The 26,952-nt window shown below is 63.4% G+C and carries 23 protein-coding genes; 14 read left to right on the top strand and 9 right to left on the bottom strand.

Annotation, left to right across the window (positions count from 1 at the left end):
- The first annotated feature begins 11 nt into the window (after positions 1-11).
- Positions 12-350, top strand: coding sequence for a hypothetical protein (locus ACIQUG_RS09240; RefSeq protein WP_402320003.1), 339 nt, complete (start codon positions 12-14; stop codon positions 348-350).
- An 18-nt stretch (positions 351-368) separates the two neighbouring features.
- On the opposite strand, the gene xdhB is transcribed toward ACIQUG_RS09240, so the two are convergent.
- The 3 genes from xdhB to ACIQUG_RS09225 all read right to left on the bottom strand — a co-directional run bounded on the left by xdhB (position 369) and on the right by ACIQUG_RS09225 (position 5,114).
- Complete coding sequence (gene xdhB, locus ACIQUG_RS09235) at positions 369-2,705, bottom strand: xanthine dehydrogenase molybdopterin binding subunit (protein WP_402320000.1); 2,337 nt, start codon at positions 2,703-2,705, stop codon at positions 369-371.
- 2 nt (positions 2,706-2,707) lie between these two features.
- Entirely contained in the window at positions 2,708-4,183 is a 1,476-nt protein-coding gene (gene xdhA / locus ACIQUG_RS09230; RefSeq protein ID WP_402319997.1) for a xanthine dehydrogenase small subunit, read from the bottom strand.
- Between the two features lie 154 nt (positions 4,184-4,337).
- Complete coding sequence (locus ACIQUG_RS09225) at positions 4,338-5,114, bottom strand: 3-hydroxybutyrate dehydrogenase (protein WP_402319994.1); 777 nt, start codon at positions 5,112-5,114, stop codon at positions 4,338-4,340.
- Positions 5,115-5,370: 256 nt separating this feature from the next.
- Here ACIQUG_RS09225 and glpK point away from each other — a divergent pair, with 256 nt between their 5' ends.
- Complete coding sequence (gene glpK, locus ACIQUG_RS09220) at positions 5,371-6,858, top strand: glycerol kinase GlpK (protein ID WP_402319991.1); 1,488 nt, start codon at positions 5,371-5,373, stop codon at positions 6,856-6,858.
- An 82-nt stretch (positions 6,859-6,940) separates the two neighbouring features.
- Here glpK and ACIQUG_RS09215 read toward each other — a convergent pair whose 3' ends face one another.
- Positions 6,941-7,429: a RidA family protein gene (locus tag ACIQUG_RS09215; protein WP_402319988.1), complete on the bottom strand. Its 489-nt coding sequence runs from the start codon at positions 7,427-7,429 to the stop codon at positions 6,941-6,943.
- 197 nt (positions 7,430-7,626) lie between these two features.
- Here ACIQUG_RS09215 and ACIQUG_RS09210 point away from each other — a divergent pair, with 197 nt between their 5' ends.
- The 5 genes from ACIQUG_RS09210 (at position 7,627) to sbmA (ending at position 13,176) form a co-directional block, all read left to right on the top strand.
- Positions 7,627-8,322: a TetR/AcrR family transcriptional regulator gene (locus ACIQUG_RS09210; protein WP_402319985.1), complete on the top strand. Its 696-nt coding sequence runs from the start codon at positions 7,627-7,629 to the stop codon at positions 8,320-8,322.
- Between the two features lie 105 nt (positions 8,323-8,427).
- Positions 8,428-9,486: an LLM class flavin-dependent oxidoreductase gene (locus tag ACIQUG_RS09205; protein ID WP_402319982.1), complete on the top strand. Its 1,059-nt coding sequence runs from the start codon at positions 8,428-8,430 to the stop codon at positions 9,484-9,486.
- A 99-nt stretch (positions 9,487-9,585) separates the two neighbouring features.
- Positions 9,586-10,335 carry a type I methionyl aminopeptidase gene (gene map / locus ACIQUG_RS09200; RefSeq protein ID WP_402319979.1) on the top strand — a complete coding sequence of 250 codons (750 nt, stop codon included), beginning with the start codon at positions 9,586-9,588 and terminating at the stop codon, positions 10,333-10,335.
- Between the two features lie 214 nt (positions 10,336-10,549).
- Positions 10,550-11,749, top strand: a complete 1,200-nt coding sequence (locus tag ACIQUG_RS09195; protein ID WP_402319976.1) for an MFS transporter — start codon at positions 10,550-10,552, stop codon at positions 11,747-11,749.
- 167 nt (positions 11,750-11,916) lie between these two features.
- Positions 11,917-13,176, top strand: coding sequence for a peptide antibiotic transporter SbmA (gene sbmA / locus ACIQUG_RS09190; protein WP_402320645.1), 1,260 nt, complete (start codon positions 11,917-11,919; stop codon positions 13,174-13,176).
- 22 nt (positions 13,177-13,198) lie between these two features.
- Here sbmA and ACIQUG_RS09185 read toward each other — a convergent pair whose 3' ends face one another.
- Positions 13,199-14,206: a polysaccharide deacetylase gene (locus tag ACIQUG_RS09185; protein WP_402319973.1), complete on the bottom strand. Its 1,008-nt coding sequence runs from the start codon at positions 14,204-14,206 to the stop codon at positions 13,199-13,201.
- Here ACIQUG_RS09185 and ACIQUG_RS09180 point away from each other — a divergent pair.
- The 3 genes from ACIQUG_RS09180 to ACIQUG_RS09170 all read left to right on the top strand — a co-directional run bounded on the left by ACIQUG_RS09180 (position 14,205) and on the right by ACIQUG_RS09170 (position 15,971).
- Positions 14,205-14,396 carry a hypothetical protein gene (locus ACIQUG_RS09180; protein ID WP_402319970.1) on the top strand — a complete coding sequence of 64 codons (192 nt, stop codon included), beginning with the start codon at positions 14,205-14,207 and terminating at the stop codon, positions 14,394-14,396. The genes ACIQUG_RS09185 and ACIQUG_RS09180 overlap by 2 nt on opposite strands.
- Positions 14,397-14,429: 33 nt before the next feature.
- On the top strand, positions 14,430-15,017 hold the full coding sequence (locus ACIQUG_RS09175; protein ID WP_402319966.1) for an NnrU family protein: 588 nt from the start codon (positions 14,430-14,432) through the stop codon (positions 15,015-15,017).
- 285 nt (positions 15,018-15,302) lie between these two features.
- Positions 15,303-15,971, top strand: a complete 669-nt coding sequence (locus tag ACIQUG_RS09170) for a tetratricopeptide repeat protein (protein ID WP_043623817.1) — start codon at positions 15,303-15,305, stop codon at positions 15,969-15,971.
- A 108-nt stretch (positions 15,972-16,079) separates the two neighbouring features.
- Here the strand turns inward: ACIQUG_RS09170 and ACIQUG_RS09165 are convergent, their stop codons facing one another.
- On the bottom strand, positions 16,080-16,376 hold the full coding sequence (locus ACIQUG_RS09165; protein ID WP_402319963.1) for a hypothetical protein: 297 nt from the start codon (positions 16,374-16,376) through the stop codon (positions 16,080-16,082).
- On the opposite strand from ACIQUG_RS09165, the gene der reads away from it, so the two are divergent.
- Positions 16,357-17,787, top strand: coding sequence for a ribosome biogenesis GTPase Der (der, locus tag ACIQUG_RS09160; protein WP_402319960.1), 1,431 nt, complete (start codon positions 16,357-16,359; stop codon positions 17,785-17,787). The genes ACIQUG_RS09165 and der overlap by 20 nt on opposite strands.
- Positions 17,788-18,042: 255 nt before the next feature.
- Here der and ACIQUG_RS09155 read toward each other — a convergent pair whose 3' ends face one another.
- Positions 18,043-18,960, bottom strand: coding sequence for a sugar kinase (locus ACIQUG_RS09155; RefSeq protein WP_402319957.1), 918 nt, complete (start codon positions 18,958-18,960; stop codon positions 18,043-18,045).
- Positions 18,961-19,137: 177 nt separating this feature from the next.
- On the opposite strand from ACIQUG_RS09155, the gene ACIQUG_RS09150 reads away from it, so the two are divergent.
- Positions 19,138-20,769 carry an alpha-glucosidase family protein gene (locus ACIQUG_RS09150; RefSeq protein ID WP_402319954.1) on the top strand — a complete coding sequence of 544 codons (1,632 nt, stop codon included), beginning with the start codon at positions 19,138-19,140 and terminating at the stop codon, positions 20,767-20,769.
- Positions 20,769-21,233, top strand: a complete 465-nt coding sequence (aac(6'), locus tag ACIQUG_RS09145) for an aminoglycoside 6'-N-acetyltransferase (protein WP_402319951.1) — start codon at positions 20,769-20,771, stop codon at positions 21,231-21,233. The genes ACIQUG_RS09150 and aac(6') overlap by 1 nt, the downstream gene beginning before the upstream one ends.
- 13 nt (positions 21,234-21,246) lie before the next feature.
- Here aac(6') and ade read toward each other — a convergent pair whose 3' ends face one another.
- The gene (ade, locus tag ACIQUG_RS09140; protein WP_402319948.1) at positions 21,247-22,944 is read right to left on the bottom strand and encodes an adenine deaminase; all 1,698 of its coding nucleotides are present in this window, start codon (positions 22,942-22,944) and stop codon (positions 21,247-21,249) included.
- A 133-nt stretch (positions 22,945-23,077) separates the two neighbouring features.
- The gene (locus ACIQUG_RS09135; RefSeq protein WP_402319945.1) at positions 23,078-24,403 is read right to left on the bottom strand and encodes an aspartate aminotransferase family protein; all 1,326 of its coding nucleotides are present in this window, start codon (positions 24,401-24,403) and stop codon (positions 23,078-23,080) included.
- 265 nt (positions 24,404-24,668) lie between these two features.
- Here ACIQUG_RS09135 and ACIQUG_RS09130 point away from each other — a divergent pair, with 265 nt between their 5' ends.
- The gene (locus tag ACIQUG_RS09130) at positions 24,669-26,921 is read left to right on the top strand and encodes a glycoside hydrolase family 9 protein (RefSeq protein WP_402319942.1); all 2,253 of its coding nucleotides are present in this window, start codon (positions 24,669-24,671) and stop codon (positions 26,919-26,921) included.
- Positions 26,922-26,952 lie beyond the last annotated feature (31 nt).

Below are 26,952 nucleotides of genomic sequence, written 5' to 3'. Positions count from 1 at the left end.
GATAAGTTCTCTTGATGCATGCAGACGGATGTTCGATTGGATTTCGATCCTCCTTCACGGCATCCTTCAAGTCAACTTCCCAAGATGAAACAGGTGCTGAAATGACTTGCGACACTTACGAACATACTGAAAGAAAACCATTTCTTTCGTTCGAGCCGGTCACCCGGCTTGTAGCCGGCCTGTTCGGCAGACTTGTTGCCGCCAAGCCGACGCTGGACGTCAACGCGCTCCCTGATCATATCAAGAGAGACATGGGTTTCATGGATGGCCGCGGCCCCTATGGAGATGACGAAGAGGCAATGGCTGCCTCTCGCCGCCTTTTCAGCGTCGATGAAATGCCGCGGTTTTAACGTTGACGACGATGGCCGTCAGGCTTGCCGAAGGCGCTCGACGGCCATCAGCACACGCTCCGGTGTTGCCGGGGCGTCGAGGCGCGGGCACTCGCGATAATCCGCGACACTCGCCACCGCCATCGACAGCGCCTCCAGCACCGAGATCGGCAGCATGAAGGGCGGCTCTCCCACCGCCTTGGAGCGGCCGATGGTCTTCTCGGCATTGGCAGACCATTCGGCAAGCTTGACGTTGAAGATCTTCGGCCGGTCGGAGGCGAGCGGGATCTTGTAGGTGGAGGGGGCGTGGGTGCGAAGCCGGCCCTTGTCGTCCCACCAGAGTTCTTCGGTCGTCAGCCAGCCCATGCCCTGCACGAAGCCGCCCTCGATCTGGCCGATGTCGATCGCCGGATTGAGCGAGCGGCCGACATCGTGCAGCACGTCGACGCGGTCGACCATGTATTCGCCGGTCAGCGTGTCGATCGATACCTCCGAAACCGAGGCGCCATAGGCGAAATAGTAGAACGGCGTGCCGCGACCGCTGGCGCGGTCCCAATGGATCTTCGGCGTCTTGTAATAGCCGGCCGCCGAAAGCTGGATGCGGCCCATATAGGCCTGCTTGATGAATTCCGGGAAGGGGATCAGCTCTGCGCCGATCTTCACGTGGTTGGCGACGAAACTGACATTCTCGGGCGTCGTCTGCCAGCGTTCGCAGGCGAAGCTGATGAGGCGCTCCTTGATCTGGCGCGCGGCGTCGAACGCCGCCATGCCGTTGAGATCGGAGCCCGAGGAGGCGGCGGTCGCCGACGTATTCGGCACCTTGCCTGTGGTCGTTGCCGTGATGCGCACCCGGTCGAGATCGACCTGGAAACTGTCGGCGATCACTTGGGCGACCTTGATATAGAGGCCCTGGCCCATCTCGGTGCCGCCATGGTTCAGGTGGATCGAGCCGTCCTGGTAGATGTGGACGAGAGCGCCGGCCTGGTTGAAGGCGGTCAACGTGAAGGAGATGCCGAACTTCACCGGCGTCAGCGCGATGCCCTTGCGGATGACGCGGCTATTCCGGTTGAAGTCGAGGATCGCCTGGCGGCGTGCCTGATAGTCGGCGCTCTCTTCCAGTTCGGCGACGATCTGCGCGATGATGTTGTCTTCGACCTGCTGGTGATAGGGGGTCACATCGCGGCCGGAGCCCTTGTCGCCATAAAAGTTCAGCTTGCGGATTTCGAGCGGATCCTTGCCGAGCTGGTAGGCGATCTCCTCGATGATGCGTTCGCCGCCGACCATGCCTTGCGGGCCGCCGAAGCCGCGATAGGCGGTGTTGGAGACGGTGTTGGTCTTCAGCGGCTGCGAGGTGAGCTTCACATGCGGATAGAAATAGGAGCTATCCGCGTGGAACAGCGCACGGTCGGTGACCGGGCCAGACAGATCCGATGAGTAGCCACAGCGGGCGGCGTAATTGGCATGGACCGCGTGAATGCGGCCGTCGTCGTCGAAGCCGACATCGTAGTCGACGAGGAAGTCGTGGCGCTTGCCGGTCGCCGTCATGTCCTCGTCCCGATCAGGGCGGAACTTGACGGCGCGATTGAGCTTCTTCGCCGCGACCGCCGCAAGGGCTGCGAACTGGTTGCCCTGCGTTTCCTTGCCGCCGAAGCCGCCGCCCATGCGGCGCACGTTCACCGTCACTGCATTGGAAGGTACGCCGAGCACATGCGAGACCATGTGCTGGATCTCGCTCGGATGCTGGGTCGACGACCAGACCGTGACCTCGTCGTCCTCGCCGGGGATGGCAAGGGCGATATGCCCTTCGAGGTAGAAATGCTCCTGGCCGCCGATGCGCATTTGCCCTTTGATCCGGCGCGGCGCTTTTTCGAGCTCGGCTTCGGCGTCGCCGCGCTGCAGGGTCAGCGGCTGCGTGACCAGTTCGCCGCCGTGGGCGACGGCGTCGAGAATGTCGGTGAAATGCGGCAGGTCGCGATAGGTGATCTTCGCCAGCCGTGCCGCGCGGCGGGCGATGTCGCGGGTTTCGGCAATGACGGCGAAGGCCGGCTGGCCATGAAACTGCACGAGGCCATCGGCAAGCACCGGCTCGTCGTGCAGGTGGCTCGGGCTGATGTCGTTGGAATGCGGCATGTCCTTGGCGGTTAGCACGCAGACGACACCCGGCATGGCAGCGACGGCCGAAAGGTCCATGGCGGTGATTTCCGCATGCGCCCGGTCGGTCATGCCGAGCGCGCCATGTAGCGTGCCTGTGGGCTCCGGCATGTCGTCGATATAGTCGGCGTTGCCGGAGACGTGTTTGTGGGCGCTGTCATGGCGCTGTGAGACATGCATCTCGCCGCGGATCGCCTTGCGTTCTTCGAAGGTGGATTTGTCCATGGTCATCTGTCTCCCGCAGCGAAGCGCACCAGTTGTGCGGGCTCGCCGCCACTTTCCAGGAAGAAGCGCATCAGCAGGTTCTTCGCCGCCAGCATGCGATAGTCGCTCGTTGCCCGCCAGTCGGTGAGCGGCTGGTAGTCTGCATCAAAGGCCGTTTGCGCGTTGCGAACCGTCTCCTCGGTCCAGGGCTTGCCGATGAGCGTCGCTTCCACATTGGTTGCGCGCTTTGGCGTGGCGGCCATGCCGCCGAAGGCGATGCGAGCGGCGCGGACGACGCCGTCTTCCACCGACAGGCGGAAAGCGCCGAGCAGGGCGGAGATATCCTCGTCGCGGCGCTTGGAGATTTTGTAGGCGGCAAAGAGATCGCCTTCCGGCAGGCGCGGGACGAAGATGCTCTCGACGAATTCGCCGGGCTGACGGTCCTGCTTGCCATAGGCGATGAAGAATTCTTCGAGCGGCAGCGTCCGGCGCCCGCCCTTGGAGCGCAGTGTCACGGTGGCTCCAAGAACGATCAGCGGCGGAGGGCTGTCGCCGATGGGCGAGCCGTTGGCGATGTTGCCGCCAATCGTGCCCATGTTGCGTATCTGCTCGCCGCCGATGCGGTTGATCAGCGGGCCGAGGGCGGGAAACGCCTTTGTGAGTGCGGCATAGGCCATGGTGTAGCTGACGCCGGCGCCGATGGTCAGGCCCGCCTCAGCCTCTTCGATGCCTTGCAATTCGGCAATGCCGTTGATGAAAATGACCGGGTTGATCGGCCGCATCTGTTTGGTCACCCAGAGGCCGACATCGGTGGAACCGGCAACGACCGTGGCCCCCGGATTGTTGGCGAGCGCTTGCGCAAGGCCATCGCCGTCGGCCGGCACGATCAGACAGTTTTCGCCCTGGCGGACGGTGATTGTCTCAGCCGGCGCCAGCATCTTCAGGCGGGCAATGATCGTTTGCCGTTCCCGGGTGATCGGATCGAAGATCTCGGACGGTCGCGCCTCTGCGGCCGCTTCCGCGGCACGCACGATCGGCTCGTAGCCGGTGCAGCGACAGAGGTTGCCCTGCAGCGCCTTTTCGATGTCGGCGCGGCTGGGGTCGTCGTTTGCAAGCCACAGGCCATAGAGCGACATGACGAAACCGGGCGTGCAGAAGCCGCATTGCGAGCCGTGGAAGTCGACCATCGCCTGCTGCACCGGATGCAGCGCGCCGTCCTGTCCCGCCAGATGTTCGACGGTGACGACGTGGGTCGCGTGCAGCGAGCCGAGGAAACGGATGCAGGCGTTGACACTTTCGTAGACGAGCGTGCCGCCCGCAAGCCTGCCGACCAGCACGGTGCAAGCGCCACAGTCACCTTCCGCACAACCCTCCTTGGTGCCGGTTAGCCGGCGCTCCAGCCTGAGATAATCGAGCAGCGTCGTCGTCGGCGCGATGTCGGAAATCGCGAGCTCGCGGTCGTTGAGGATAAAGCTGATCGATCCGTTCGGCTGGGGCATGCCACTCGTTCCCTGCTGCTGCACTCGTCCTGAAATCACTTTGATCTTAGGTGGTTATGCAGAAAAGCAAAGGGCCGAGCAGACTTTTGCACGCCATACGGGCAGCGCGAGGGCATCCGCTCCGCGCTGCCGTCATCCTTAAAGATACCTGCCGTTATTGCGCAGTCCAGCCGCCGTCCATCGACACGTGCGTGCCGGTGATCTGGGCCGCGTCGTCGCCGGCGAGATAAACGGCAAGGGCTGCGACCTGCTCGACGGTGATGAACTTCTTCGTCGGCTGGCCCTTGAGCATCACGTCGTTGATCACCTGCTGCTCAGTGATCCCGCGGGTGCGCGCCTGGTCGGGGATCTGTTTTTCGACGAGCGGCGTCAGCACGTAGCCCGGGCAGATCGAATTGGCGGTGATGCCGTTCTCGGCAACCTCCAGCGCTACGGTCTTGGTCAGGCCGAGAACGCCGTGTTTGGCCGCCACATAGGCCGCCTTGAAGGGCGAAGCGACGAGGCCGTGGGCCGAGGCGATGTTGATGATGCGGCCCCAGCCTTTCGCCTTCATGCCGGGGATGGCGGCGCGGATGGTGTGGAAGGAGGAGGAGAGGTTGATCGCGATTATGCGATCCCATTGCTCGACCGGGAAATCCTCGACCTTCTCGACATATTGGATGCCGGCATTGTTGACGAGGATATCGACGCTGCCGAAGCGGGTCGTTGCGGTGGCGATCAGGTCGGCGATCTCGGCAGGCTTCGTCATGTCGGCGGCATGATAGACGACCGTTGCTGTCGTCAGCGCGCTGACTTCGTCCGTTGCCTTCTTTATGTCCTCCGGGCTGCCGAAGCCGTTGAGAACGATATTGGCGCCGCCCTTGGCGAAAGCCTTGGCAATCGCAAGCCCGATGCCGCTTGTCGAACCGGTGATGACCGCTGTTTTCGTCATTGCTGCTCTCTCCCTTTGTGGCGTCGCGGAATGCACTTGTTGCGGCGCAACAGCGTCAGCCTACGCGTAAAACCTTGGCGCTGACAATTGTGTTTTTGAGCTTGCGGCGACAGAGTTGATACGGGGGATGGCGAAGCGGCCTGGTTGCGTTTTGTTTTCGTTTGACATTCGTTTTGCCATCGTATTGAAGTTTTCGAAATGATAGCCCGCCCTTTAGGTCGGGTGAAGAAACATGCGTGTGGCCGGGGAGGGGCATATGGGCGGATATATTCTCGCGATCGATCAGGGTACGACCTCGAGCCGGGCGATCATCTTCGACGGTCAGCAGCAGATCGCCGGGGCCAGCCACAAGGAATTCAAGCAGTATTTTCCGAAATCCGGCTGGGTCGAACACGATCCCGAGGAAATCTGGCAGACGGTGCTTTCGACGGTCGAGGACGCGCTAGCCAAGGCCGGCATCATGGCCGGCGACCTCTCGGGCATCGGTATCACCAACCAGCGCGAGACCGTCGTCGTCTGGGATCGCGAGACCGGCAATCCCATCCATAATGCGATCGTCTGGCAGGACCGCCGCACCGCCTCCTATTGCGATCGGCTGAAGAAGCAGGGGCTGGAAAAAACCTTCACCAAGAAGACCGGCCTGCTGCTCGATCCCTATTTCTCCGGCACCAAGCTCAACTGGCTGCTCACCAACATCGACAGGGCGCAGGCGCGCGCCGCCAAGGGCGAGCTTTGCTTCGGCACGATCGATACCTTCCTCATCTGGCGGCTGACCGGCGGCAAATCCTTCGTCACCGACGCAACCAACGCCTCGCGCACGCTGCTCTATAATATCGCCGACAATGCCTGGGACGACGAACTGCTGAAGATCCTGAAAGTGCCGCGTGCCATGCTGCCCGAGGTCAAGGACTGCGCCGCCGATTTCGGCGTCACCGACCCAGCACTCTTCGGCGCGGCAGTCCCGATCCTCGGCGTCGCCGGCGACCAGCAGGCGGCGACCATCGGCCAGGCCTGCTTCAAGCCGGGCATGCTGAAATCCACCTATGGCACCGGCTGCTTCGCGCTCCTCAACACCGGCAAGGATATGGTGCGCTCGAAGAACCGGTTGCTCACCACCATTGCCTACAAGCTTGATGGCGAAACCACCTATGCGCTCGAAGGCTCGATCTTCGTTGCCGGTGCCGCGGTACAATGGCTGCGCGACGGGCTGAAGGTGATCAAGGCCGCCTCCGACACCGGCACGCTTGCCGCAAGCGTCGATCCGACGCAGGAGGTCTATCTGGTGCCCGCCTTCACCGGTCTCGGCGCGCCGCACTGGGATCCGGATGCGCGTGGCGCGATCTTCGGCATGACCCGCAACACCGGCCCGGCGGAATTTGCCCGCGCGGCACTCGAAGCCGTCTGCTACCAGACGCGCGACCTGCTTGAAGCCATGCACAAGGATTGGCGCAACAACGGCAAGGAGACGGTGCTGCGCGTCGATGGCGGCATGGTTGCCTCCGACTGGACGATGCAGCGGTTGTCCGACCTGCTCGACGCGCCGGTCGACCGGCCCGTCATCCTCGAAACGACCGCGCTCGGCGTCGCCTGGCTTGCCGGCAGCCGCGCCGGCGTCTGGCCGAAGCAGGAAGACTTCGCCAAGTCCTGGGCACGCGACCGCCGCTTCGAGCCTGCCATGGACGAAAAGACGCGCAAGACGAAGCTCAAGGGCTGGCGCAACGCGGTCAAGCGCACGCTGAGTTGAGAGGCCGGACGGCCGCGGATTTCGCGCGGCGTCCAGCTCTCCCGAACCGTGATTTGCTTTCCGATCCGATGGGCGGCGCTCGTCAGTCGATGACTGCGACCGCTTCCACCTCGAACAGCATGCCGGCGACCGCCAGCTTGGGCACCGGAACGAGGGTCTGTGCCGGCAGGGTTGTTCCGAACATCGCCTTGACGCTGCTGGTCAGGACCTCAAGCTTCGACATGTCGTGGTCGACCACGAAGATGGTGAGCTTGGCGACCTGGTCCGGCCTTGCGCCAAGGCCCTCGAGCGCTGCACCCAGATTGGCATAGGCCTGCTTGACCTGCACCGCGAAGTCGGGAGACAGGCCGCCGGTGCTGTCCTGGCCGCCCTGTCCTGAAATGTAGGCCACGCGGGCCCCGGCAGGCGCAATTACCGCGGTGCTGTAGCCATGCGGCGTCGGGTCGTAGAGGTTTTTCGGATTGACGATCGTCAGCTTCGTCGCCTGCTCGCTTGCTGTCGCCAGGGTGGAAACGCCTGTGGTCATGATGATGAATCCTCCGATCATGAGATGTCTGATTGCGTGTGACATGATGTTCTCTCGTCTCCGAGATCTGTGCGCGACGCGGCTTGCAGACCCGCAGGTTTGACCTTTCGCCGTCGCTCTTTGATATTGACTCGTACGGTGTACGATTGATTTACATCGTACGCCGTACGAGTCAATCGTTCAGGATCGACATCCAGCGTGTTGTCAGCGTAAATCGGTGTTTCAATCAGCAAGGAAGATGCATGGCGGGGAAAGGGAACGGCGGGCAAGGCAAGCGCTCCCAACGGGTGGAGGCGGCAGCTGAAGCCGGGCGGAAGCCGGGCGGCGAACCGTCGCTGTCTCTGGACCGCATCGTCGCAACGGCGGTGGACCTGCTGGACACCGAGGGGATCGACGGGTTGAAGATGCGCCGCCTTGCCGACAGTCTCGGTGCCGGCGTCATGAGCCTCTATTGGCATGTCAGCAACAAGGAAGAGGTGTTCGATCTGGCGCTCGATGCGGTGTTTGCCTACCGCGAAGCCCCGCAAAAGACCGAGCCAGAGGATTGGCGTAGCGATGTGGTTCACATGCTCGAAGACTGGCGTGCAATCATGTTGCGCCATCCCTGGTCGGCATCGCTGTTGCCGCGCCGGGCGCTCGGCCCGAACATCCTCGCCCGCCTGGAAACCATGAGCAAGGCTCTGTCGGGCGCCGGCGTTGCCGATGCCAGCATGAACGTCGCGATCTGGTCGCTGTGGAACTACGTGCTCGGCGCCACCGTCACCCGGGCGAGCTTCGCGCTTTCGGACGCCGACCAGACTGCGGGACAACAGCGCCTCTCGGTGCTCAGCGAACGCTATCCGACCATCGAGCGCACGCGCCTGCTGCTCGACAACGACTGGGACGGCACGTTCCGGAAAGGTCTCGACATTCTGCTCGACGGTCTGTCGCGCCGCTGACGTCCATTGGTGTTCATCCGGGAAACACTGTGTTTCCCGGATGCGCATTTGCTGCTCCCGCGCGCGCCAACTATCTGTTGTGCAAACAGAAAAAGGACAGGCACCATGGAACTCGGGCTTTACACATTCGCGGATGTCGATCCGAACGCCGATGACAAGGGCAGGGAAGGGCAGCGCCGCCTCAGCAACCTTCTCGAAGAGATCGAGCTTGCCGATCAGGTCGGACTCGACGTCTTCGGGCTCGGCGAACATCACCGCCCCGACTATGCGGCCTCTGCGCCGGCGGTCATCCTGGCCGCTGCCGCCGCCCGGACGAAGACCATCCGGCTGACCAGTGCCGTCACGGTGTTGAGTTCGGACGATCCCGTGCGGGTCTTCCAGCAGTTTTCGACGCTGGACCTGATCTCGGGCGGCCGCGCCGAAGTCATGGCCGGTCGCGGGTCGTTCATCGAATCCTTCCCGCTCTTCGGCCAGTCGCTCGACGACTACGACCAGCTCTTTGCCGAGAAGCTCGACCTGCTGATGGCGCTGCGCGAAAGCGAGAAGGTCTCGTGGGCGGGTGAGATGCGGCCGGCAATCCATGATCGCGGCGTCTATCCGCGGCCCCTGCAGCAGGAACTGCCGCTCTGGATCGCCGTCGGCGGCACGCCGCAGTCGGTGGCGCGCGCCGGGGCGCTTGGCCTGCCGGTGGCGCTTGCCATCATCGGTGGCGAACCCCGCCGGTTTGCGCCACTCTTCGATCTCTATCGCGAGGCCGCGCGGCGGGCCGGCCAGGATCCGGCAAAGCTGAAGACCAGCATCAACGTGCACGGCTTCATCGCCGATACGACCGATCTTGCTGCCGACCAGTTCTACGGTCCGCAGGCGGAGGTGATGAATCGCATCGGCCGCGAGCGCGGCTGGGGACCGACCAACCGGGCGCATTTCGACCAGGCGCGCAGCCCCAGCGGCAATCTCTTCCTCGGCGATCCCGAAACGGTGGCCGAAAAGATCGTCGAGAACTGGAAGCTGTTCCGCAACGATCGCTTCTTGCTGCAGATGGCGATCGGGCCAATGCCGCACGACCAGATCATGCGCGGCATCGAGCTCTACGGCACGAAGGTGGCGCCGCTGGTGCGCAAGGCCGTGGCGGAAGAGAAGGCGGCGGCCCCGGCCGCCGTCTGACCGGAACGCCGGGTCTTGTGCCCGGTTGCCGGTCATTCCGCTCGGCGCTGGCATAACGCCTGGCGACACGCTACATGTGAGCGCGAAAGCGAGAAACGGATGACCCTCAACAACGAAGAAGATCTGCTGCGGCTGAAGGAAATCGGCCGCATCTGCGCCAATGCCCTGCACGCGATGGGCGAGGCGCTCGAGCCCGGCATCACCACGGCGGAGCTCGATGCCATCGGCCGCAAGGTGCTGGAAGAGGCCGGCGCACGCTCGGCGCCGGAGCTCTGCTACAATTTCCCCGGCGCCACCTGCATCAGCGTCAACGAGGAAATCGCCCACGGCATTCCCGGCGGTCGGGTGATCAAGGCGGGCGATCTGGTCAACATCGACGTGTCAGCCGAAAAAGACGGCATCTTCGCAGACACCGGAGCCTCGTTCCCGGTGCCGCCGGTCACCGCCGCGATCGACCGGCTGTGCCGCGACGGCAAGCGGGCGATGTGGGTCGGCCTGAAGCAGGTGCGCCCGGACCAGCCGCTGGCGGCCATCGGCAACGCGATCGGCGACTTCGCCCGCAAGAACCGCTACTCGCTGGTCACCAATCTCGCCAGCCACGGCATCGGCCGCTCGCTGCACGAAGAGCCGACCGAGATCGCCACCTGGCCCGATCCCAAGGAGCGCCGCCGGATGACCGACGGCATGGTGTTTACGGTCGAGCCGTTCCTGTCGATGGGCGCACAATGGGCCGAAGGCGGCAACGACGACTGGACGCTCTACAGCGATCCGCGCGCGCCGACGGTGCAGTACGAGCACACGGTCGTGGTCACCCGCGGCGGGCCGTTGGTGGTGACGCTGCCGGGCTGAACCAGGGATACGGCGGCGGCCTACGGCCTCCGTCGTCCTCCAGACGATTTTTTGCTCCACCGCTGCTGTGCATGATCTGCCGCCGTGACGCCGCGCATCTTACCTTTCCGGCGATTGGTCTAAGCCATTGAAATCGGCGATCGTTCGATTTCTTCAATAGGTCCTTCAATTATTGTCGTTTGTGGTCTGCCGTGTTGCGGCGCAATAAACTGATATGACCACGCTCGACAGACCGCTGCAGACCAACATCGCCGCCACGGCAGCCGCCGGCGCCATCGCCATGGCCGTCGCCATGGGGTTTGGGCGTTTCTCCTACACGCCGATCCTGCCGTCGATGATGGCGGATCTCGGCTTGTCGCCCGGCGATGCCGGTTTGATCGCTTCGGCCAATTTCGTCGGCTACCTCGCCGGCGCCATTCTTGCCGCCTACGGCTGGGCGCATGGGCACGAGCGGCGGATCGGGCTCTTGTCGCTCGTGGCCACGACAGCGTTGCTGGCGGCCATGGGGCTGTCGTCCTCCGTTGTCGTGCTGGCGCTGATCCGCTTTCTCGCCGGTCTTGCCAGCGCCTTTGCGATGATCTTCATCTCCGGCATCGTGCTCGGTCATGGCGTGCTTGCACGGTCGGAAAACGTGCCCGCCGTCCACTTTGGCGGCGTCGGCCTCGGCATCGCGTTTTCCTCGCTTTGCGTCTGGGCGAACCCGCTTGCGGGGCACGCCGGCCTGACGACCTCCATGGGCGACTGGTTCACTGGCGCGCTGGTCGGGCTGGTCGGGACGATCGTCGTTGCCGCACTTCTGCCTGGCGTTCCTTCTTCCGGTTCAGGTCCGGTGCGCGAAAAGCCGCTGCGCTGGACGCGGCCGCTGACGGTGGTGACCTTCACCTATGCGCTCTTCGGCTTCGGCTATGTGATCACTGCCACCTTCCTCGTCACCATGGCGCGCGATCCGAGCGGCGGCCACAGCATCGAATTTCTCGCCTGGCTTTTGACGGGGCTTGCCGCAGCGCTCTCCGTCTTTCTCTGGCGCTTTGCCGTGCCGCGCTTCGGTCTTGCCGGTGTCTACGCGATCGGCCTGCTGGTCGAGGCGGTCGGGCTGGTGCTGACGGTCAGCCTGCCTTTGCCCTATGCCCCGCTTGCCGGCGGCCTGATGCTTGGCGCAACATTCATGATGATCACTGCCTATGGCCTGCAGATCGGCCGGAAGCTGGCGCCCGAAAGCCCGCGCAAGGCTCTGGCCCTGATGACGGCCGCATTCGGCATCGGCCAGATCATTGGCCCTCTGGTGGCCGGCTGGCTTGCTGAGCGCACGGGCAGCTTCGCCGCGCCGACCCTGATTGCGGCCGCCGTCCTCTTCCTCTGCGGCGGCGTCATTGTCGTCGAGCTGAAGCGGATTTCGCAGGCGTTGAGGGGCTAGCCAGCGGCCCTGGCAGCCCTCAAAAAACATCCGTGCAATACGGGCGGCAGACCGGATGAAATAACAGTAACGTTTATATTATCCGATTGTTGGCGACGGCGCTTTGCCCTAGTTTCGGCGCTTCGAGAGGTGAGTTGTTCGCCTCCTCCGAAACGAGAGTGCAGCACTTGTTCCTATCATTTTTCCCGAAACCGAAGGTTTTCTTCATATCCGCCACGGTCTGGACGCTTCTTGCTATTCTTGCCTGGTATGGTGGGGCGAGCGATCTTGGCGCATACATAGGACTGCCACCACTGCCCCCGGGTGAGAAGCCAGTGATTGGCGTCTCGGTTTTCTGGTCTCAGGCGTTTCTGTGGTTCTACGTCTACTATGCAATCGTCGTCGCCATCTTCTCTGCATTCTGGTTCCTCTACAGCCCTCATCGCTGGCAAAACTGGTCGGTTCTTGGCTCGGCGCTGATCATCTTCAACACATATTTCTCGGTTCAGGTGAGTGTTGCAATCAACGCCTGGTATGGGCCTTTCTACGATACGATCCAGCAAGCGCTAGCCAGAACTGCGCCTGTGACAGCCGAGCAGCTGTATATGGGTATGATCGGCTTTGCCGGCATCGCGTTCGTGGCGATCACTGTCGGTGTGCTCAATCTGTTTTTTGTCAGCCACTACATTTTCCGCTGGCGCACGGCGATGAACGAATTCTACATTTCCCACTGGCAGAAGCTGCGTCATATCGAGGGCGCATCCCAGCGTGTTCAGGAAGACACGATGCGCTTTTCGACGACCGTCGAGCGGCTCGGCGTGGGACTTGTTAGCTCTGTAATGACGCTGATCGCGTTCCTGCCAGTGCTGTTTGAGTTTTCGGAGAAGGTGACTGAACTGCCCTTCATTGGCGAAATTCCGCACGCTCTGGTATGGGCTGCAATCTTCTGGTCAGTTTTCGGAACCTTCTTCCTGGCCCTTGTCGGTATCAAGCTTCCCGGTCTTGAATTCCGCAATCAGCGAGTAGAGGCCGCCTATCGAAAGGAGCTGGTCTATGGCGAAGACCATGAAGAGCGCGCCGATCCACTGACGCTTGCCGAGCTCTTCGAAAACGTGCGGCGAAACTACTTTCGTCTATACTTCCACTACATGTATTTTAACATTGCCAGGATTTTCTATCTGCAGGCCGACAACCTGTTCGGCACCTTCGTCCTCGTGCCGTCGATTGTCGCTGGCAAGCTAACGCTTGGGGTCATGGGGCAGATCCAGAATGTCTTCGAGCAGGTGCGAGGCTCATTTCAGTTTCTGGTCAACTCCTGGACAACTATTGTCGAGCTGCTGTCGATCTACAAGCGCCTTCGCGCCTTCGAGGCCGCGATAGACGACGAACCGCTGCCGCACATCGATCAAAAATACATCGCCGTCGGTGGCGATGAAGAGCTCGCCTGAGCTGGATCGACGGGAACGAAAATCAGAAGGCGGAGCGACCCGCCTTCTTTTTTGCCTGCTCGATGAGCGGCAACGCCTGGGCGTAGCTGACGCAGGCGACGTCGGCCTTGCCGCAGACTTCGCTCAGCAGGCGGTCGAGCGCACGCCAGTAGGCGCCGCCGTTCATTTCGACGAAATGGAAACCGAGCTGTAGCGGGATGCGGTCGCCGGTATATTCGCGGTCGAAGGCTTTCTTGTAGGCCTCGTAGGTGCGCTCCTCGAAGCGGGCGCTGTCCTTCTTGTTCTCGACGCCCATGGAGTGGCGGACGAAGAGATTGTAGTCCATGCCGATGACCGGGCGCTGCGACGGCCCTTCGGGGATCAGCGGCAGGCCGAAGCGCGGCAGACCATCCTTCTCCGACGGCCAGCCCGGGCCCTTGGTCACCAGGCTCGCGTCATAGGTAAAGCCTCGCTCCTTCAGCGCCGGCACCAGGCCATCGCTCAGCGAAAGATAGGGCGCGCGGAAGCCTTTGACGCCGGCCTTGGCGAAATCCGCCCAGCCCTGAGGCTCGGCCTCGGGTGTGCCGGCCTTCTTCCAGGCGTCCTTGAGCGCCGTGTCGAACGTCGAAAACTCGCTTTCCCAGTCGGCCTTGCTCCAGCCCTTGCCGTCGAAGTGGCCGCAGGCGTGGCTGGCGATATCGTGACCGTCGAGATGGGCCTGCCAGATATGACCGGCGCGCGCCGCGATCTCCTCGCGGCTCTGGGCGAAGCCGACATTCGAGCGGCCCGCCTTCTGGCCCGGCGGCTTGTAAAGCGTCTTGCCGTCCGCGCGCGTCATCAGGAAGGTGCAGGAGAGGAAATAGGTGAAATGCGCGCCGGTGCGCTTGGCCATCGCCAGGCTCTTTTCCCAAAGCGCGTTGTCATGCGCGCCGTCGAACGAGACGATCACCAGCTGCTTGTCGCCGGCGGGCGCTGTGGCAGGCGACGCCGGCTCGGCCCTGGCAAGAGCGGGAAGAAGGGCGAGCGAGAGGGCAAGCGGAATACGGATCATGATCAACTGCACTGTTTTGGTTTTGTCGCAAATGGTTCGAAAATGCGGCAATCCTTTGATCGGTCTGGAAAAAACGCGCCATCAAGGCTACTCCATAACAACCTGGGCGGAATCGGTCCGGGAACCGAAGATACTGGAAATCAAAGCGCTACAGCGGCCTGCTCCCGTCTTTTCCGACGCGCGGCGCTGAGCTTGCCCGATACTCGAACAAAGCGGTGGCCCCATGGCGATACTCGTTCTCGGCATCATTCTTTTTCTCGGCCTGCATCTCATCCGCGTCGTCGCGCCCGGTTTCCGCGCCGGCGTCATCGAGAGCCGCGGCAAGGGCACCTGGATGGGGATCTATGCCATCCTCAGCCTCATCGGCCTCTGTCTGATCATCTATGGCTTCGGCCAGGCCCGCAGCGAAACGGGCATGCTCTACGATCCGCCGGTGTTCATGCGCCACATCGCGCTGCTGCTGATGCTCTTTGCGTTCATCTTTCTTGCTGCCGGCTTCCTCCCGGCGGGGCGCATCGCAGTCGCGGTCAAGCACCCGCAGGTGCTTTCGATCAAGATCTGGGCGCTGGCGCATCTGCTCGCCAATGGCGAGACGTCCTCCGTCCTGCTGTTCGGCTCGTTCCTCGCCTGGGCGGTGATCCTGCGTATCTCGCTGAAACGCCGCGAGCGGGCAGGCGAACGCGTGCTGCCGGTGTTCAAGTCGGCCACCAACGACGTGCTCGCCGTCATCATCGGGCTTGTCGCCTACGTGCTCTTCGTCTGGAAGTTGCACGAATGGTTGATCGGCGTCGCGCCGGTCGTCATGGGCTGACGCAATTTCCGGCAAAAATGCGCAGCGCTTTGCGCCGGGAACTGCAGTAACGGAAAATTTAGAGCGACGGAGGCGGCCTCGTGCCGGCCATCGGCGCTCTAAATCGCGTCGGCCCCCTTACAAGCGCCGCAAAATCGGGTAGAAGGCGCAAAATCCATGAGAGTGTGGCGGGTGCGGCAAAGGACCCGTCGTGCATGCTCGAACAGTTTGAGAGTGTCCGTTCCGCCGATCGTCATCAGACCGTTGGCGCGGCGGGCCAGTGTGCAGGCAAGGCCGGGGCAATAGATGGCGAACCAAGACGACAGCTTTATCCGCGAGGTCAATGAGGAACTGCGTTCCGACCAGATGAAGAGCATCTGGGCCCGCTTCGGCGGCGTCATCGTGGCGATCGCCGTGCTCATCGTTCTCGGCACCATCGGCAAGGTCGGCTTCGACTACTGGCAGGATGGCGCCTCCTCGAAGTCGGGCGATGCGTTCTTGCAGGCGCTCAACCTCGCCAAGGAAAACAAGACGGACGAGGCGCTCACCGCCTTGAACACGCTGGAGAAGGACGGCTACGGTGCCTATCCGGTGCTGGCGCGTCTGCGCGCTGCCACGCTGCAGGCGCAGAAGGGCGAGACCGACGCGGCCGCCAAGGCGTTCTCCGCCATCGGCAAGGACGGGAGCGTTCCGACGGCTATTCAGGAGGCAGCGCGCCTGCGTGCAGCCTATCTGCTGGTCGATACCGGCAGCTACGACCAGGTTTCGGCCGAGGTCGAGCAGCTTGCAACGCCGCAGAACAACATGCGCCACTCGGCGCGTGAGGCTCTTGGTCTCGCGGCCTACAAGTCCGGCGACTACGCCAAGGCGAAGACCTGGTTCCAGCAGATCGTCGACGATGCGCAGAGCCCGCGTAACGTCACCGGTCGCGCCCAGATGCTGCTCGACGTGATCGCCGCGAGCGGCAAGGCCTAAGACAACAGCAGCCTATCCCCGACGGGATGGGCACAGGGTGCAAGACCCTTTCGAATCAGCGCATGATCCCGATGTCGGTCTCGACCTTGGGATTGTGCGCTAAAGCGTTTAAAGCAGTTCCAGCAAAAGTGCGCAGCGGTTTTGCGTCCGGAACTGCGAAAGACAAAGCAGTTCCAGCAAAAGTGCGCAGCGGTTTTGCGTCCGGAACTGCGAAAGACACACAGGCAGTTCCAGCAGAAGCGCGTAAGCGGTTTTGCGTTCGGGATTGCCGAGTACAATCGGAACAGTTCCGGCTGGAACTGTCGCTGCCGGATGCGGCAGAGAACGAATTATGAGCGCAGACGCCTTGTTGGCAGCGGCGCTCCAAGCGGAAACGGATAGATCCATGAGCTTCACCGTCGCCATCGTCGGGCGTCCCAATGTCGGCAAGTCCACCTTGTTCAACCGTCTGGTCGGCAAGAAGCTGGCGCTCGTCGACGACACGCCGGGTGTCACCCGCGACCGTCGCCCGGGCGATGCCAAGCTGATCGATCTGCGCTTCCGCATCATCGATACGGCCGGTCTCGAGCAATCCGGACCCGACACGCTGCAGGGGCGCATGTGGGCGCAGACCGAGGCCGCGATCGACGAAGCCGACCTGTCGCTGTTCCTGGTGGACGCCAAGGGCGGCCTGACGCCGGCCGACGAGACGCTTGCCGAAATGCTGCGCCGTCGCGGCAAGCCGGTGGTGCTGGTCGCCAACAAATCGGAAGCGCGCGGTTCGGACGGCGGCTTCTACGATGCGTTCACGCTCGGCCTTGGCGAGCCTTGCCCGATTTCGGCCGAGCACGGCCAGGGCATGCTCGATCTGCGCGATGCGATCGTCGCTGCGATCGGCGAAGACCGGGCCTACCCGCCGGAAGACGACGTCGCCGAAACCGATATCGACCTGCGCCCGACGTTCAAGGACGAAGATGGTGAAGAGGAAGAGGCCGAGGCCTATGACGAGACCAAGCCGCTACGCGTGGCGATCGTCGGCCGTCCGAACGCCGGCAAGTCGACGCTGATCAATCGTTTCCTCGGCGAAGACCGTCTCCTGACCGGCCCGGAAGCCGGCATCACCCGCGATTCCATTTCCGTCGAATGGGAATGGCGCGGCCGCACCATCAAGATGTTCGACACCGCCGGCATGCGCCGCAAGGCGAAGGTTCAGGAAAAGCTCGAAAAGCTCTCGGTCGCCGATGCGTTGCGCGCCATTCGCTTTGCCGAAACGGTTGTCATCGTCTTCGACGCCACCATTCCCTTCGAGAAGCAGGACCTGCAGATCGTCGACCTTGTCCTGCGCGAAGGCCGGGCGGCGGTGCTCGCTTTCAACAAGTGGGACCTCGTCGAGGACTGGCAGACGGTGCTTGCCGATCTTCGCGAAAAGACCGAGCGGCTGCTGCCGCAGGCGCGCGGCATCCGTGCCGTGCCGATTTCCGGCCACACCGGCTATGGCCTCGACCGGCTGATGCAGGCGATCATCGAGACCGACAAGACCTGGAACCGTCGCATTTCGACCGCGCGGCTCAACCGCTGGCTGGAATCGCAGACGATCCAGCATCCGCCACCGGCCGTGTCCGGTCGCCGCCTGAAACTCAAGTACATGACCCAGGTGAAGGCCCGTCCGCCGGGCTTCATGATCTCCTGCACCCGCCCCGACGCGCTGCCGGAATCCTACGTGCGCTACCTGATCAACGGTCTGCGCAACGATTTCGACCTGCCGGGCGTGCCGATCCGCATGCACTTCCGTTCGGGCGACAACCCGTACGAATCCAAGGCGAAGAAGCGCCGCTGAGAGAAATCGACCATGCCGCTCAGGCGGCAGGAAGACTGCCTGCAAACCTTGAATAAGGCTAAGGTTCTCTAGCGGGAGGGTAACCTCATTCTCCCTCATCCTCGCCCTTGTGGCGGGGATCCAGCGACCCGACGTCCGTCGGGTCAGAAAAGCCTGTCAGCCCAAGGACTTGGGCTGGCTAGATTCCTGTGACAGGCACAGGAATGACGGAGATTTTGGCGGGCGCAAAGCTCTTTTCGGAAAACGCGGCGTCACTTAAGCCGCAGGCAGCTTTTCCCTGGGGACCAGCGCACCGTGATGTCCGATGACGCCGGCAGCAACGCTTGCCGCAAAGGCAGCGGCTCGGGCTGGTTTGTCGCCCGCCACCAGGCGGGAGACGAAGGCGCCGTTGAAGCTGTCGCCGGCGCTGGTGGTATCGACGACGCGCTCGACCGGGGTTGCCGGCACATGTTCAACCGGGGCGTCGCCAAAGGCGAGCGTCACGCCCTTTTCGCCATCCTTCACCACGATATTTGCGTCGCCAAGGCTCTTGTAGCGGGCAATCGTCGCTTCGATCGAAGCATCGCCGAAATGGGTGATCTCGTCGTCGAAGCTCGGCATCACCAGGGTGGCGGCGCGGGCACCGTCGGTCAGCGTGCGGCGCATGCGCTCCGCATCGTCCCAGAGACGCGGGCGAATGTTCGGGTCGAAGACCACCGTTTTGCCCGAGGCCTTGGCGCGGCGCAGTTCCGACAGCAGCGTTTCCACCGCATCGGGGGCAAGGATCGCCAGCGTAATGCCGGAGAAGAGGATGAGGTCGGAGCTTTCGATCGCGCGTCTGAGGTGCTCGGCATCCTCGGCAAGCAGCTTTGCTGCCGAGTGCGAGCGCCAGTAGGAGAAGCTGCGCTCGCCGTCCTTCAGATGGATCATGTAGAGGCCGGCTGAGCGGTTCTCGATGCGGCGGACGGCAGACGTGTCGATCTGTTTCTCCGCCATGAAAGCCAGCATCTCGTCGGAGACCGTGTCGGTGCCGACGGCGGAGCAATAGGCGACGGTCCAGTCAGCAGGCATAAACAGCCGCGCATAATAGGCGGCGTTGAAGGTGTCGCCGGCATAGCCCTTGCGCAGGAGCCCGCCTTCCGCCTGCATGAGTTCGACCATGCATTCCCCGATTGCAAGCATCTTACCGGCCACGTCTTTCCTCCTCACACGATTTTTGCCTGAGAGGGGATAAGGGGCTTGGCGGTTCTCGGCAAGAGATTGTTTCCCGGCGGCATTTGGACATGGCGGGGGAGAGGCGGCGAACGGCGTTTACTCCAGCGCCGGGCAACGCTACACCTTTGCGCGACAGACCGTCTTCAGGGGGCTTACATGGCGTCTCGGCAGGTATCGGGTGGCGATTGGTGGCGCGGTGCGGCGATCTATCAGGTCTATCCGCGTTCGTTCCAGGATACCGACGACGACGGCATCGGCGATCTCAAGGGCGTAACCCGCAGGCTGCCGCATATAGCTTCGCTCGGCGTCGATGCGATCTGGCTGTCGCCGTTCTTCACCTCGCCGCAGGCCGACATGGGCTATGACGTCTCGGACTATTGCGACGTCGACCCGATGTTCGGCACGCTCGCCGATTTCGACGCAATGCTTGGCGAAGCCCATCGTCTCGGCCTGAAGGTGATCATCGACCAGGTGATCTCCCACACGTCCGATCGCCATCCCTGGTTTATCGAAAGCCGCTCCAGCCGAACCAACGCGAAAGCGGACTGGTATGTCTGGGCCGATCCGAAGCCGGACGGCACCGCGCCCAACAACTGGCTGTCGATCTTCGGCGGGCCGGCCTGGGAGTGGGATGGCGTGCGCAAGCAATACTACATGCACAACTTCCTGGGCTCGCAGCCGGATCTCAACTTCCACAATCCCGAAGTTCAGGACGCGGTGCTCGATGCCGCGCGCTTCTGGCTCGACCGCGGTGTCGACGGCTTCCGCCTCGATACGGTGAATTTCTACTTCCACGACAAGCACCTGCGCGACAACCCGCCGCTCATTCCCGATCCGGATGCCACCAGCAACGACGCACCTGACGTGAACCCCTATGGCATGCAGGATCATCTCTACGACAAGAGCCAACCGGAAAACATCGCCTTCCTCGCGCGGTTCCGGGCTTTGCTCGATCTCTACGAGGGCCGTATGACCGTTGGTGAAGTGGGCGACGGCGCCCGTTCGCTGAAGACCGTGGCCGCCTATACCAGCGGCGGCGACAAGCTTAACATGTGCTACACCTTTGACCTCCTGGGCCCGGATTTCACCGCGGCCCATATCCGCCGCTGCGTCGAGAATTTCCAGAAGGCGGTGACCGACGGCTGGGTCTGCTGGGCCTTTTCCAACCACGACGTGACACGCCATGTCAGCCGCTTTGCCCGCAACGAAGCGGAGAGGGAGAGGGTGGCGCGGCTGGCGATCACGCTGCTTTCCGCCTTGCGCGGCTCGATCTGCCTTTATCAGGGCGAGGAACTGGGACTGCCGGAGGCCGAGCTGGCCTTCGAGGACCTGCGCGATCCCTATGGCATTCGTTTCTGGCCCTCCTACAAGGGCCGCGACGGATGCCGCACACCGATGGTTTGGGAAGAGAACGCTGTGAATGCCGGTTTCACCGGCGGCAAGTCGTGGCTGCCGGTGCCCGAGGACCATCGGCGCCTGTCGGTCGACGCCCAGCAAGCCGGTGACACGGTGCTCGATCACTATAGGGCGACGCTCGCCTTCCGCCGGTCGCAGCCAGCGCTCAGCGATGGCACGATGCGGTTCCTCGACACCAACAGCGACCTGCTCGCCTTTGTACGCGAGAAGGACGGCGAACGGATGCTCTTCGTTTTCAACCTCACCCGGGAACCCCTGGAGTTTCCGGCGCCCGCTGCGGTCGAGCCCCTGGAATTGCCCGGATATCCGGCGCGGCTGGAAGCCGGTAGCATCAGGGTTGCCGGACTGTCGGTCTTCGCAGGGAAATACTGATGCGCGTATTGTTGATGGATGATGAGGCCATCGGCCGCTGGGTCGAGATGCGCGTGGCGCTCTGGCCGGATACCCCCGCCGCGGATCATCGCGCCGAGGTCGAATCCTGTCTTGCGGAGGGCGACCGCTATGCTTCGTTCCTGTGCGAGGACGAAGCCGGCGTTGCTGCCGGTTTCGCCGAAGCGTCGATCCGCCACGATTATGTCAACGGCTGCGAGACCTCGCCCGTCGGCTTCCTCGAAGGCATTTACGTGTTGCCCGCCTACCGCCGCCGCGGCGTGGCGCGCGCCCTGATCACCGCGGTCGAACGCTGGGCAACGAGCCGGGGCTGCCAGGAACTTGCCTCCGACACGGCGACCGACAATCTGCGGAGCCAGAGCCTGCACATGGCGCTCGGCTTCGAGGAGACGGAGCGCGTCGTCTATTTCCGCAAGGAACTCTCGCCCGCCGTGGCCGACAACTGAGCACTGCCGCCAATCACCCGATCAGCATGAACTTGTCGACGTCGACCAGGCCGCGATCCGAGATCTTCAGATGCGGGATGACCGGCAGCGGCAGGAAGGCGAGTTGCAGGAAGGGTTCCTCCAGCGTCGCGCCGAGCGCGAAGGCGGCCTGCCTCAGATGGTGCAGCGTGTCGCGCACGCTCTCATAGGGCTCAAGGCTCATCAGGCCTGCGACCGGAAGCGCGATCTCGCCGGTCACCTTGCCATCCTCGACGACGACGAAGCCGCCCTTGATCTCGCCGAGCCGGTTGGCGGCGATCGCCATGTCCTCGTCGCTGACACCGACCACGCAGATGTTGTGGCTGTCATGGCCGACGGTCGAGGCGATGGCGCCCTTTTTCAGTCCGAAGCCTTGAACGAAGCCGTTGGCATGGTTGCCGTTGACGCCGTGGCGCTCGATGACGGCGACCTTGATGATGTCGCGGCCGAGATCGACGCCCGTCTGGTTGCCGACGGCAGGCAGGCGATAGCGGCGGTGCTCGGTAATGATCTTGCCCGGCAGAACGCCGATGACCGACGTGTCGCCGTCAGCGACCGGAATGCCGAAGGCGCTGGCGTGGACATGGCCCGCCTTGACGCTGTCGAGCCCGACCGGGGCGACCGGATTGCGGGTGGCAAAGAGTGCACCGGTGACGCGCCGGCCACCGGAAAACACCGTCTCGGCCTTGCAGTTTTCCAGGCTGTCGATGACCACGAGATCGGCGCGCCAGCCGGGGGCGACGAGGCCGCGGTCGCGCAGGCCGAAGGCGCGGGCGGCCGAGATCGAGGCGGCGCGATAGATTGCGAGCGGCTCGACGCCGGCGGATATGGCCGTGCGGATCATGTGGTCGAGATGGCCCTGCTCGGCGATATCGAGCGGGTTGCGATCATCGGTGCAGAGCGCCAGGTGCGGCGACAGCCGCTCGGTGATGATCGGCATCAGCGCATGCAGGTCCTTGGAGACCGACCCCTCGCGCACGAGGATGTGCATGCCTTTGCGGATCTTCTCCATGGCTTCTTCGGCGCTGGTGCATTCATGGTCGGTGCGTATGCCGGCTGCGAGATAGCCGTTCAAATCCTTGCCCGACAGGAGCGGCGCGTGGCCGTCGATATGCGCGCCCTGGAAGGCCTCGAGCTTGGCAAGGCAGACCGGATCCTTGTGCACCACGCCGGGGAAGTTCATGAACTCGGCGAGGCCGATGACTTTCGGGTGATGCCGGAAGGGCAGGAGCCTTTCGATCGGCAGGTCGGCGCCCGACGTTTCCAGATGCGTTGCCGGTACGCAGGAGGAAAGCTGGACGCGGATGTCCATGATCGTTTCGAGTGCGGAATCGAGGAAATACTCGATGCCCTCGGTGCCGAGCACATTGGCGATCTCGTGCGGGTCGCAGACGACGGTGGTGATGCCGAGCGGCAGGACGCAACGGTCGAACTCGTGCGGCGTGACCAGCGAGGATTCGATGTGCAGATGGGTGTCGATGAAGCCCGGCACGACGATGCGGCCGGTGATGTCGATTTCCTCGCGCCCCTCGTAGCTGCCGAAGGTACCGACGATGCGGTCGCCCGAGATCGCGATGTCGGAGGCGACGAGTTCGCCGGTGACGAGATCGAAGAACCGCCCGCCCTTCAGGACGATGTCTGCGGGCTCGCGTCCGACGCCCTGATCGATATAGCGTTCCAGCGCTTCGGACATGAGGCAACTCCATTTCTTATACGCGCCCCGGATGCTCTCTCGGTGGGACGACGCCTGGTTTCATTGTTGCAGATAAGAGTAACCCTTCCCCCGTTGCCGGGGGAAGGGTTCTGATGGTCTCGGTGAGGCCCGCTTAGATATTGCTGTTGAGAACCGCGCGCAGCTTGCCAAAGAGCTCGTCGATCTCGGCCTTGGAGATAATCAGCGGCGGCGACAGCGCGATGATGTCGCCGGTGGTGCGGATCAACAGACCGCTCTCATAGGCCTTGAGGAAGGCGGAGAAGGCGCGCTTCGTCGGCTCGCCGGCGATCGGCTGCAGCTCGATTGCGCCGATCAGGCCCAGGTTGCGGATGTCGATGACATGCGGGCAGTCTCTCAGCGAGTGCAGGCCTTCCTCCCAGTAGGGCGCAAGCTCGGCGGCACGGGTCAACAGGCCCTCTTCCTTGTAGGTGTCGAGCGTGCCGAGGGCAGCGGCCGAGGCGATCGGGTTGCCCGAATAGGTGTAGCCGTGGAAGAACTCGATCATGTGCTCCGGGCCGTTCATGAACGCGTCATGGATCTCGGAGGTGACAAAGACCGCGCCCATCGGGATGACGCCGTTGGTCAGGCCCTTGGCGGTGGTGATGATGTCGGGCTTGACGTCGAAATACTGCGCGGCAAACGGCGTGCCGAGGCGGCCGAAACCGGTGATGACTTCGTCGAAAATCAGCAGGATGCCGTGCTTGGTGCAGATCTCGCGCAGCTTCTGCAGGTAGCCCTTCGGCGGGATCAGCACGCCGGTGGAACCGGCGACCGGCTCGACGATCACGGCTGCGATTGTGGACGCGTCATGCAGGGTGACGATGCGCTCGAGTTCCGTGGCGATATCGCCGCCATGTTCCGGCTCGCCGCGGGTAAAGGCATTCTTGGCCGGCAGGTGGGTGTGCGGCATGTGGTCGACGCCGGTGAGCAACGTGCCGAACATCTTGCGGTTGGAGACGATGCCGCCGACCGAGATACCGCCGAAATTGACGCCATGATAGCCGCGCTCGCGGCCGATCAGGCGGAAGCGTGAGCCATCACCCTTGGCGCGGTGATAGGCGAGTGCCACCTTCAGCGCCGTATCCACCGATTCCGAGCCGGAGTTGGTGTAGAGAACGTGGTTCATGCCCTCGGGCGCGATGTCGACCAGGCGGTTTGCCAGTTCGAAGGCCTTGGGGTGGCCGAGCTGGAAGGCCGGCGCATAGTCGAGTTCGCCCGCCTGCGCACGGATCGCCTCGGTGATCTTCGGGCGACAATGGCCGGCGTTCACGCACCACAGACCCGCCGTGCCGTCCAGTACCGTGCGGCCGTCATGGGTCGTGTAGTGCATGTCCTTGGCGCCGACGAACATCCGCGGCTCCTTCTTGAACTGCCGGTTCGCAGTGAACGGCATCCAGAAGGCGCGCAGGTCGTTCGGCGTGTTAAGGCGGTTCGACATTCCAGTTCTCCTCGGTCTCTCTTGTCGTCCGGGCGGTGCTGCCGCCCATATTTTTACCCTTTGGTCAAACTATCAGGGCACCGGGGCGCGTCAAGCCTCGCGCCGGTCCGGCCGACGGGTCTTGGACGGGGCTTGGCAACAGCGAAATTTCGCCACGCCGCCGGATCTTTTCTCAAGCTTAACTTGTTTGCGGCAACGCTCTGCTGCCATGGCTTGTCGGCTCCGTGGCGCCTTTTGGATGACCGGCGAGTTCGGAGTTAGAAACGTGTCGAGGTTCGGGATAGCACACGCGGCGATTGCCGTGCTCTTCCTGCCGGGCCTGGCAAGGGGCGCCGAACAGATTGCTGACGGCCACTTTGACAAGGGACAGGACACGTTCTGGGCAAGCGACGGGCTGACGCTCGCGCGCGAGAAAGGCCGGCTTTGCGTCGAGGTTGCGCGGGGTGGCGAAGCCTGGAGCCAGCTCATCGGCACCAACGGTTTGAAGCTCGAGCCCGGTCGGATCTACCGCCTGTCGATGAAGGTGCTCGCTGAGCCTGCGCGCAGCGTCCAGGCAAGGGTGCAGCGCGCTGCCGATCCCTGGACCACGGTGGACGAATTCACGATGGAAGGCACGCCGGAGGGTAGCCTTTTTTCGGCGGAATTTGCAGGCCAGGAACCGGACGAAGCGCAGCTCGTGTTTCCGCTTGGCGGCGGCGAGGGCGGCCGCGTCTGTCTCGACGACATCTCGCTGGTGGCGACCGGGGCCCGTTCGCCGGCGGCGCGGCGGGCAGCCGAAGAGCCGGCCATTCGCGTCAACCAGCTCGGCTATCTGACGGATGGCCCGAAGCGGGCGACCTTCGTCGCCGACGCGAAGCACCCCATCGATTTTCAGCTGCTGGATTCTGCGGACAGGATGGTCGGCAAGGGCAAGACGCAGCCCCATGGCTTCGATCCGACCGCCGGCGTCGAGACGCAGGTTGCGGACTTCTCAGCGTTCAAGACGCCGGGGGATGGCTATCGTCTCGTGTCCGGCGACTGGGCGAGCGACCGCTTTTCGATCGGCGAGGATCTCTATACGCGGCTGCGGATCGATGCGCTGTCCTGGTTCTACCCGCAACGAAGCGGGATCGAGATCAAGGGCGCGATCGCCGGCAAGGCCTATGCCCGGCCGGCCGGTCACGTCGGCGTCGCGCCCAACCAGGGCGACAAGGCGGTTCCGTGCCTTGGCGGCGCGCAGGCCGACGCGCTCTATGGCGGCTGGTCCTGTTCCTATCAACTGGACGTCACCGGCGGCTGGTACGACGCCGGCGACCACGGCAAATATGCGGTGACCGGCGCGCTGGCTGCCGCCCAACTGCTTGCCACCTACGAACGCGGCCTGACCTTTGCGCCGAAATCGGCGGTGACCCGCGACGGGCTCTCGCGCATTCCGGAAAACGGCAATGGCCTCCCGGACATTCTGGATGAGGCGCGTTGGGAGCTGGAATTCCTGCTGCGGATGATGGTCCCGGATGGGGAGCCGCTTGCTGGGATGGTGCACCATAAGATCCATGATACGGCCTGGACCGCCGCACCGATGCTGCCGGGCGACGACCCGCAACCGCGCGCGCTCTACCGTCCCTCGACGGCGGCGACGCTCGATGTCGCGGCAGTGGCGGCCCAGGGCGCGCGGCTCTTTGCCGAACACAACCCGACATTTTCCGCCCGGCTGCTTTCGGCGGCGCGCAAGGCGTGGGTGGCGGCCAATGCCAATCCCGCACTTCTTGCGCCAAAGTCCGACGGGTTCGGCGGCGGTGGCGACTACGACGACGACAGCATTTCCGACGAGCTCTTCTGGGCGGCGACCGAACTCTATCTGACGACCGGCAACGGCGAATATCTTAAGACCCTGCGGGCCTCGCCGCTCTGGGAGGCGGATGTGTTTTCGCCCGGCGGCGCCTTCAACTGGCGCGACGTTGCCGGCTTCGCGCGGCTGCAACTCGCCCTTTATGGCAAAGCCTTGCCGGCGGCGGACCGCGAAGCGATCGGCAGTTCGGTGGTGTCGGCGGCGCAGCGCCTTTTGTCCGTGCAGCAGGCCGAGAGCTTCGGCATTGTCTACCGACCGGAAAACAGGCGCTACGACTGGGGATCGAACCAGTTGATGCTGCAGAACATCGTCGTGCTGTCGGCCGCCTATGATCTCTCCGGCGACAGGGTCTTTCTCGACGGTGCGCGCGAGGGCATGGACTATATCCTCGGGCGCAACGCGATGGGGCTTTCCTACATAACCGGATATGGCAGCCGCTCGCCGCAGAACCAGCACAGCCGCTGGTATGCCCGTCAACGCGATCCGCAGTTGCCAAATCCGCCCGTCGGCTCGCTTGCCGGCGGCCCGAACTCGACCTTTGTCGACGACATCGCCAGGGAGCGGCTGCGCGGCTGCGCGCCGCAGACCTGTTATGTCGACGATATCGAAGCCTATGGGTCCAACGAAATCGCCATCAACTGGAATGCGCCGCTCGTTTATGTCGCGTCGTTCCTGGCCGACGCGCGATAGGAGACTGAAAGCGTGACCGGGATTGCCTTTG

It is taken from the genome of Ensifer sp. NPDC090286 (assembly GCF_044769565.1).
In the GTDB taxonomy this organism is placed as follows: domain Bacteria; phylum Pseudomonadota; class Alphaproteobacteria; order Rhizobiales; family Rhizobiaceae; genus Ensifer.
Note: the sequence above shows the minus strand (reverse complement) of the source record. Positions and strands in the feature narration are given on the sequence as shown.

Excerpts from the sequence above, each read along its gene's own strand:
- xdhB (WP_402320000.1), bottom strand. The coding sequence starts at position 2,705 with ATGGACAAATCCACCTTCGAAGAACGCAAGGCGATCCGCGGCGAGATG.
- xdhA (WP_402319997.1), bottom strand. The coding sequence starts at position 4,183 with ATGCCCCAGCCGAACGGATCGATCAGCTTTATCCTCAACGACCGCGAG.
- ACIQUG_RS09225 (WP_402319994.1), bottom strand. The coding sequence starts at position 5,114 with ATGACGAAAACAGCGGTCATCACCGGTTCGACAAGCGGCATCGGGCTT.
- glpK (WP_402319991.1), top strand. The coding sequence starts at position 5,371 with ATGGGCGGATATATTCTCGCGATCGATCAGGGTACGACCTCGAGCCGG.
- ACIQUG_RS09215 (WP_402319988.1), bottom strand. The coding sequence starts at position 7,429 with ATGTCACACGCAATCAGACATCTCATGATCGGAGGATTCATCATCATG.
- ACIQUG_RS09210 (WP_402319985.1), top strand. The coding sequence starts at position 7,627 with ATGGCGGGGAAAGGGAACGGCGGGCAAGGCAAGCGCTCCCAACGGGTG.
- ACIQUG_RS09205 (WP_402319982.1), top strand. The coding sequence starts at position 8,428 with ATGGAACTCGGGCTTTACACATTCGCGGATGTCGATCCGAACGCCGAT.
- map (WP_402319979.1), top strand. The coding sequence starts at position 9,586 with ATGACCCTCAACAACGAAGAAGATCTGCTGCGGCTGAAGGAAATCGGC.
- ACIQUG_RS09195 (WP_402319976.1), top strand. The coding sequence starts at position 10,550 with ATGACCACGCTCGACAGACCGCTGCAGACCAACATCGCCGCCACGGCA.
- ACIQUG_RS09180 (WP_402319970.1), top strand. The coding sequence starts at position 14,205 with ATGATCAACTGCACTGTTTTGGTTTTGTCGCAAATGGTTCGAAAATGC.
- ACIQUG_RS09185 (WP_402319973.1), bottom strand. The coding sequence starts at position 14,206 with ATGATCCGTATTCCGCTTGCCCTCTCGCTCGCCCTTCTTCCCGCTCTT.
- ACIQUG_RS09175 (WP_402319966.1), top strand. The coding sequence starts at position 14,430 with ATGGCGATACTCGTTCTCGGCATCATTCTTTTTCTCGGCCTGCATCTC.
- ACIQUG_RS09170 (WP_043623817.1), top strand. The coding sequence starts at position 15,303 with ATGGCGAACCAAGACGACAGCTTTATCCGCGAGGTCAATGAGGAACTG.
- der (WP_402319960.1), top strand. The coding sequence starts at position 16,357 with ATGAGCTTCACCGTCGCCATCGTCGGGCGTCCCAATGTCGGCAAGTCC.
- ACIQUG_RS09165 (WP_402319963.1), bottom strand. The coding sequence starts at position 16,376 with ATGGCGACGGTGAAGCTCATGGATCTATCCGTTTCCGCTTGGAGCGCC.
- ACIQUG_RS09150 (WP_402319954.1), top strand. The coding sequence starts at position 19,138 with ATGGCGTCTCGGCAGGTATCGGGTGGCGATTGGTGGCGCGGTGCGGCG.
- ade (WP_402319948.1), bottom strand. The coding sequence starts at position 22,944 with ATGTCCGAAGCGCTGGAACGCTATATCGATCAGGGCGTCGGACGCGAG.
- ACIQUG_RS09135 (WP_402319945.1), bottom strand. The coding sequence starts at position 24,403 with ATGTCGAACCGCCTTAACACGCCGAACGACCTGCGCGCCTTCTGGATG.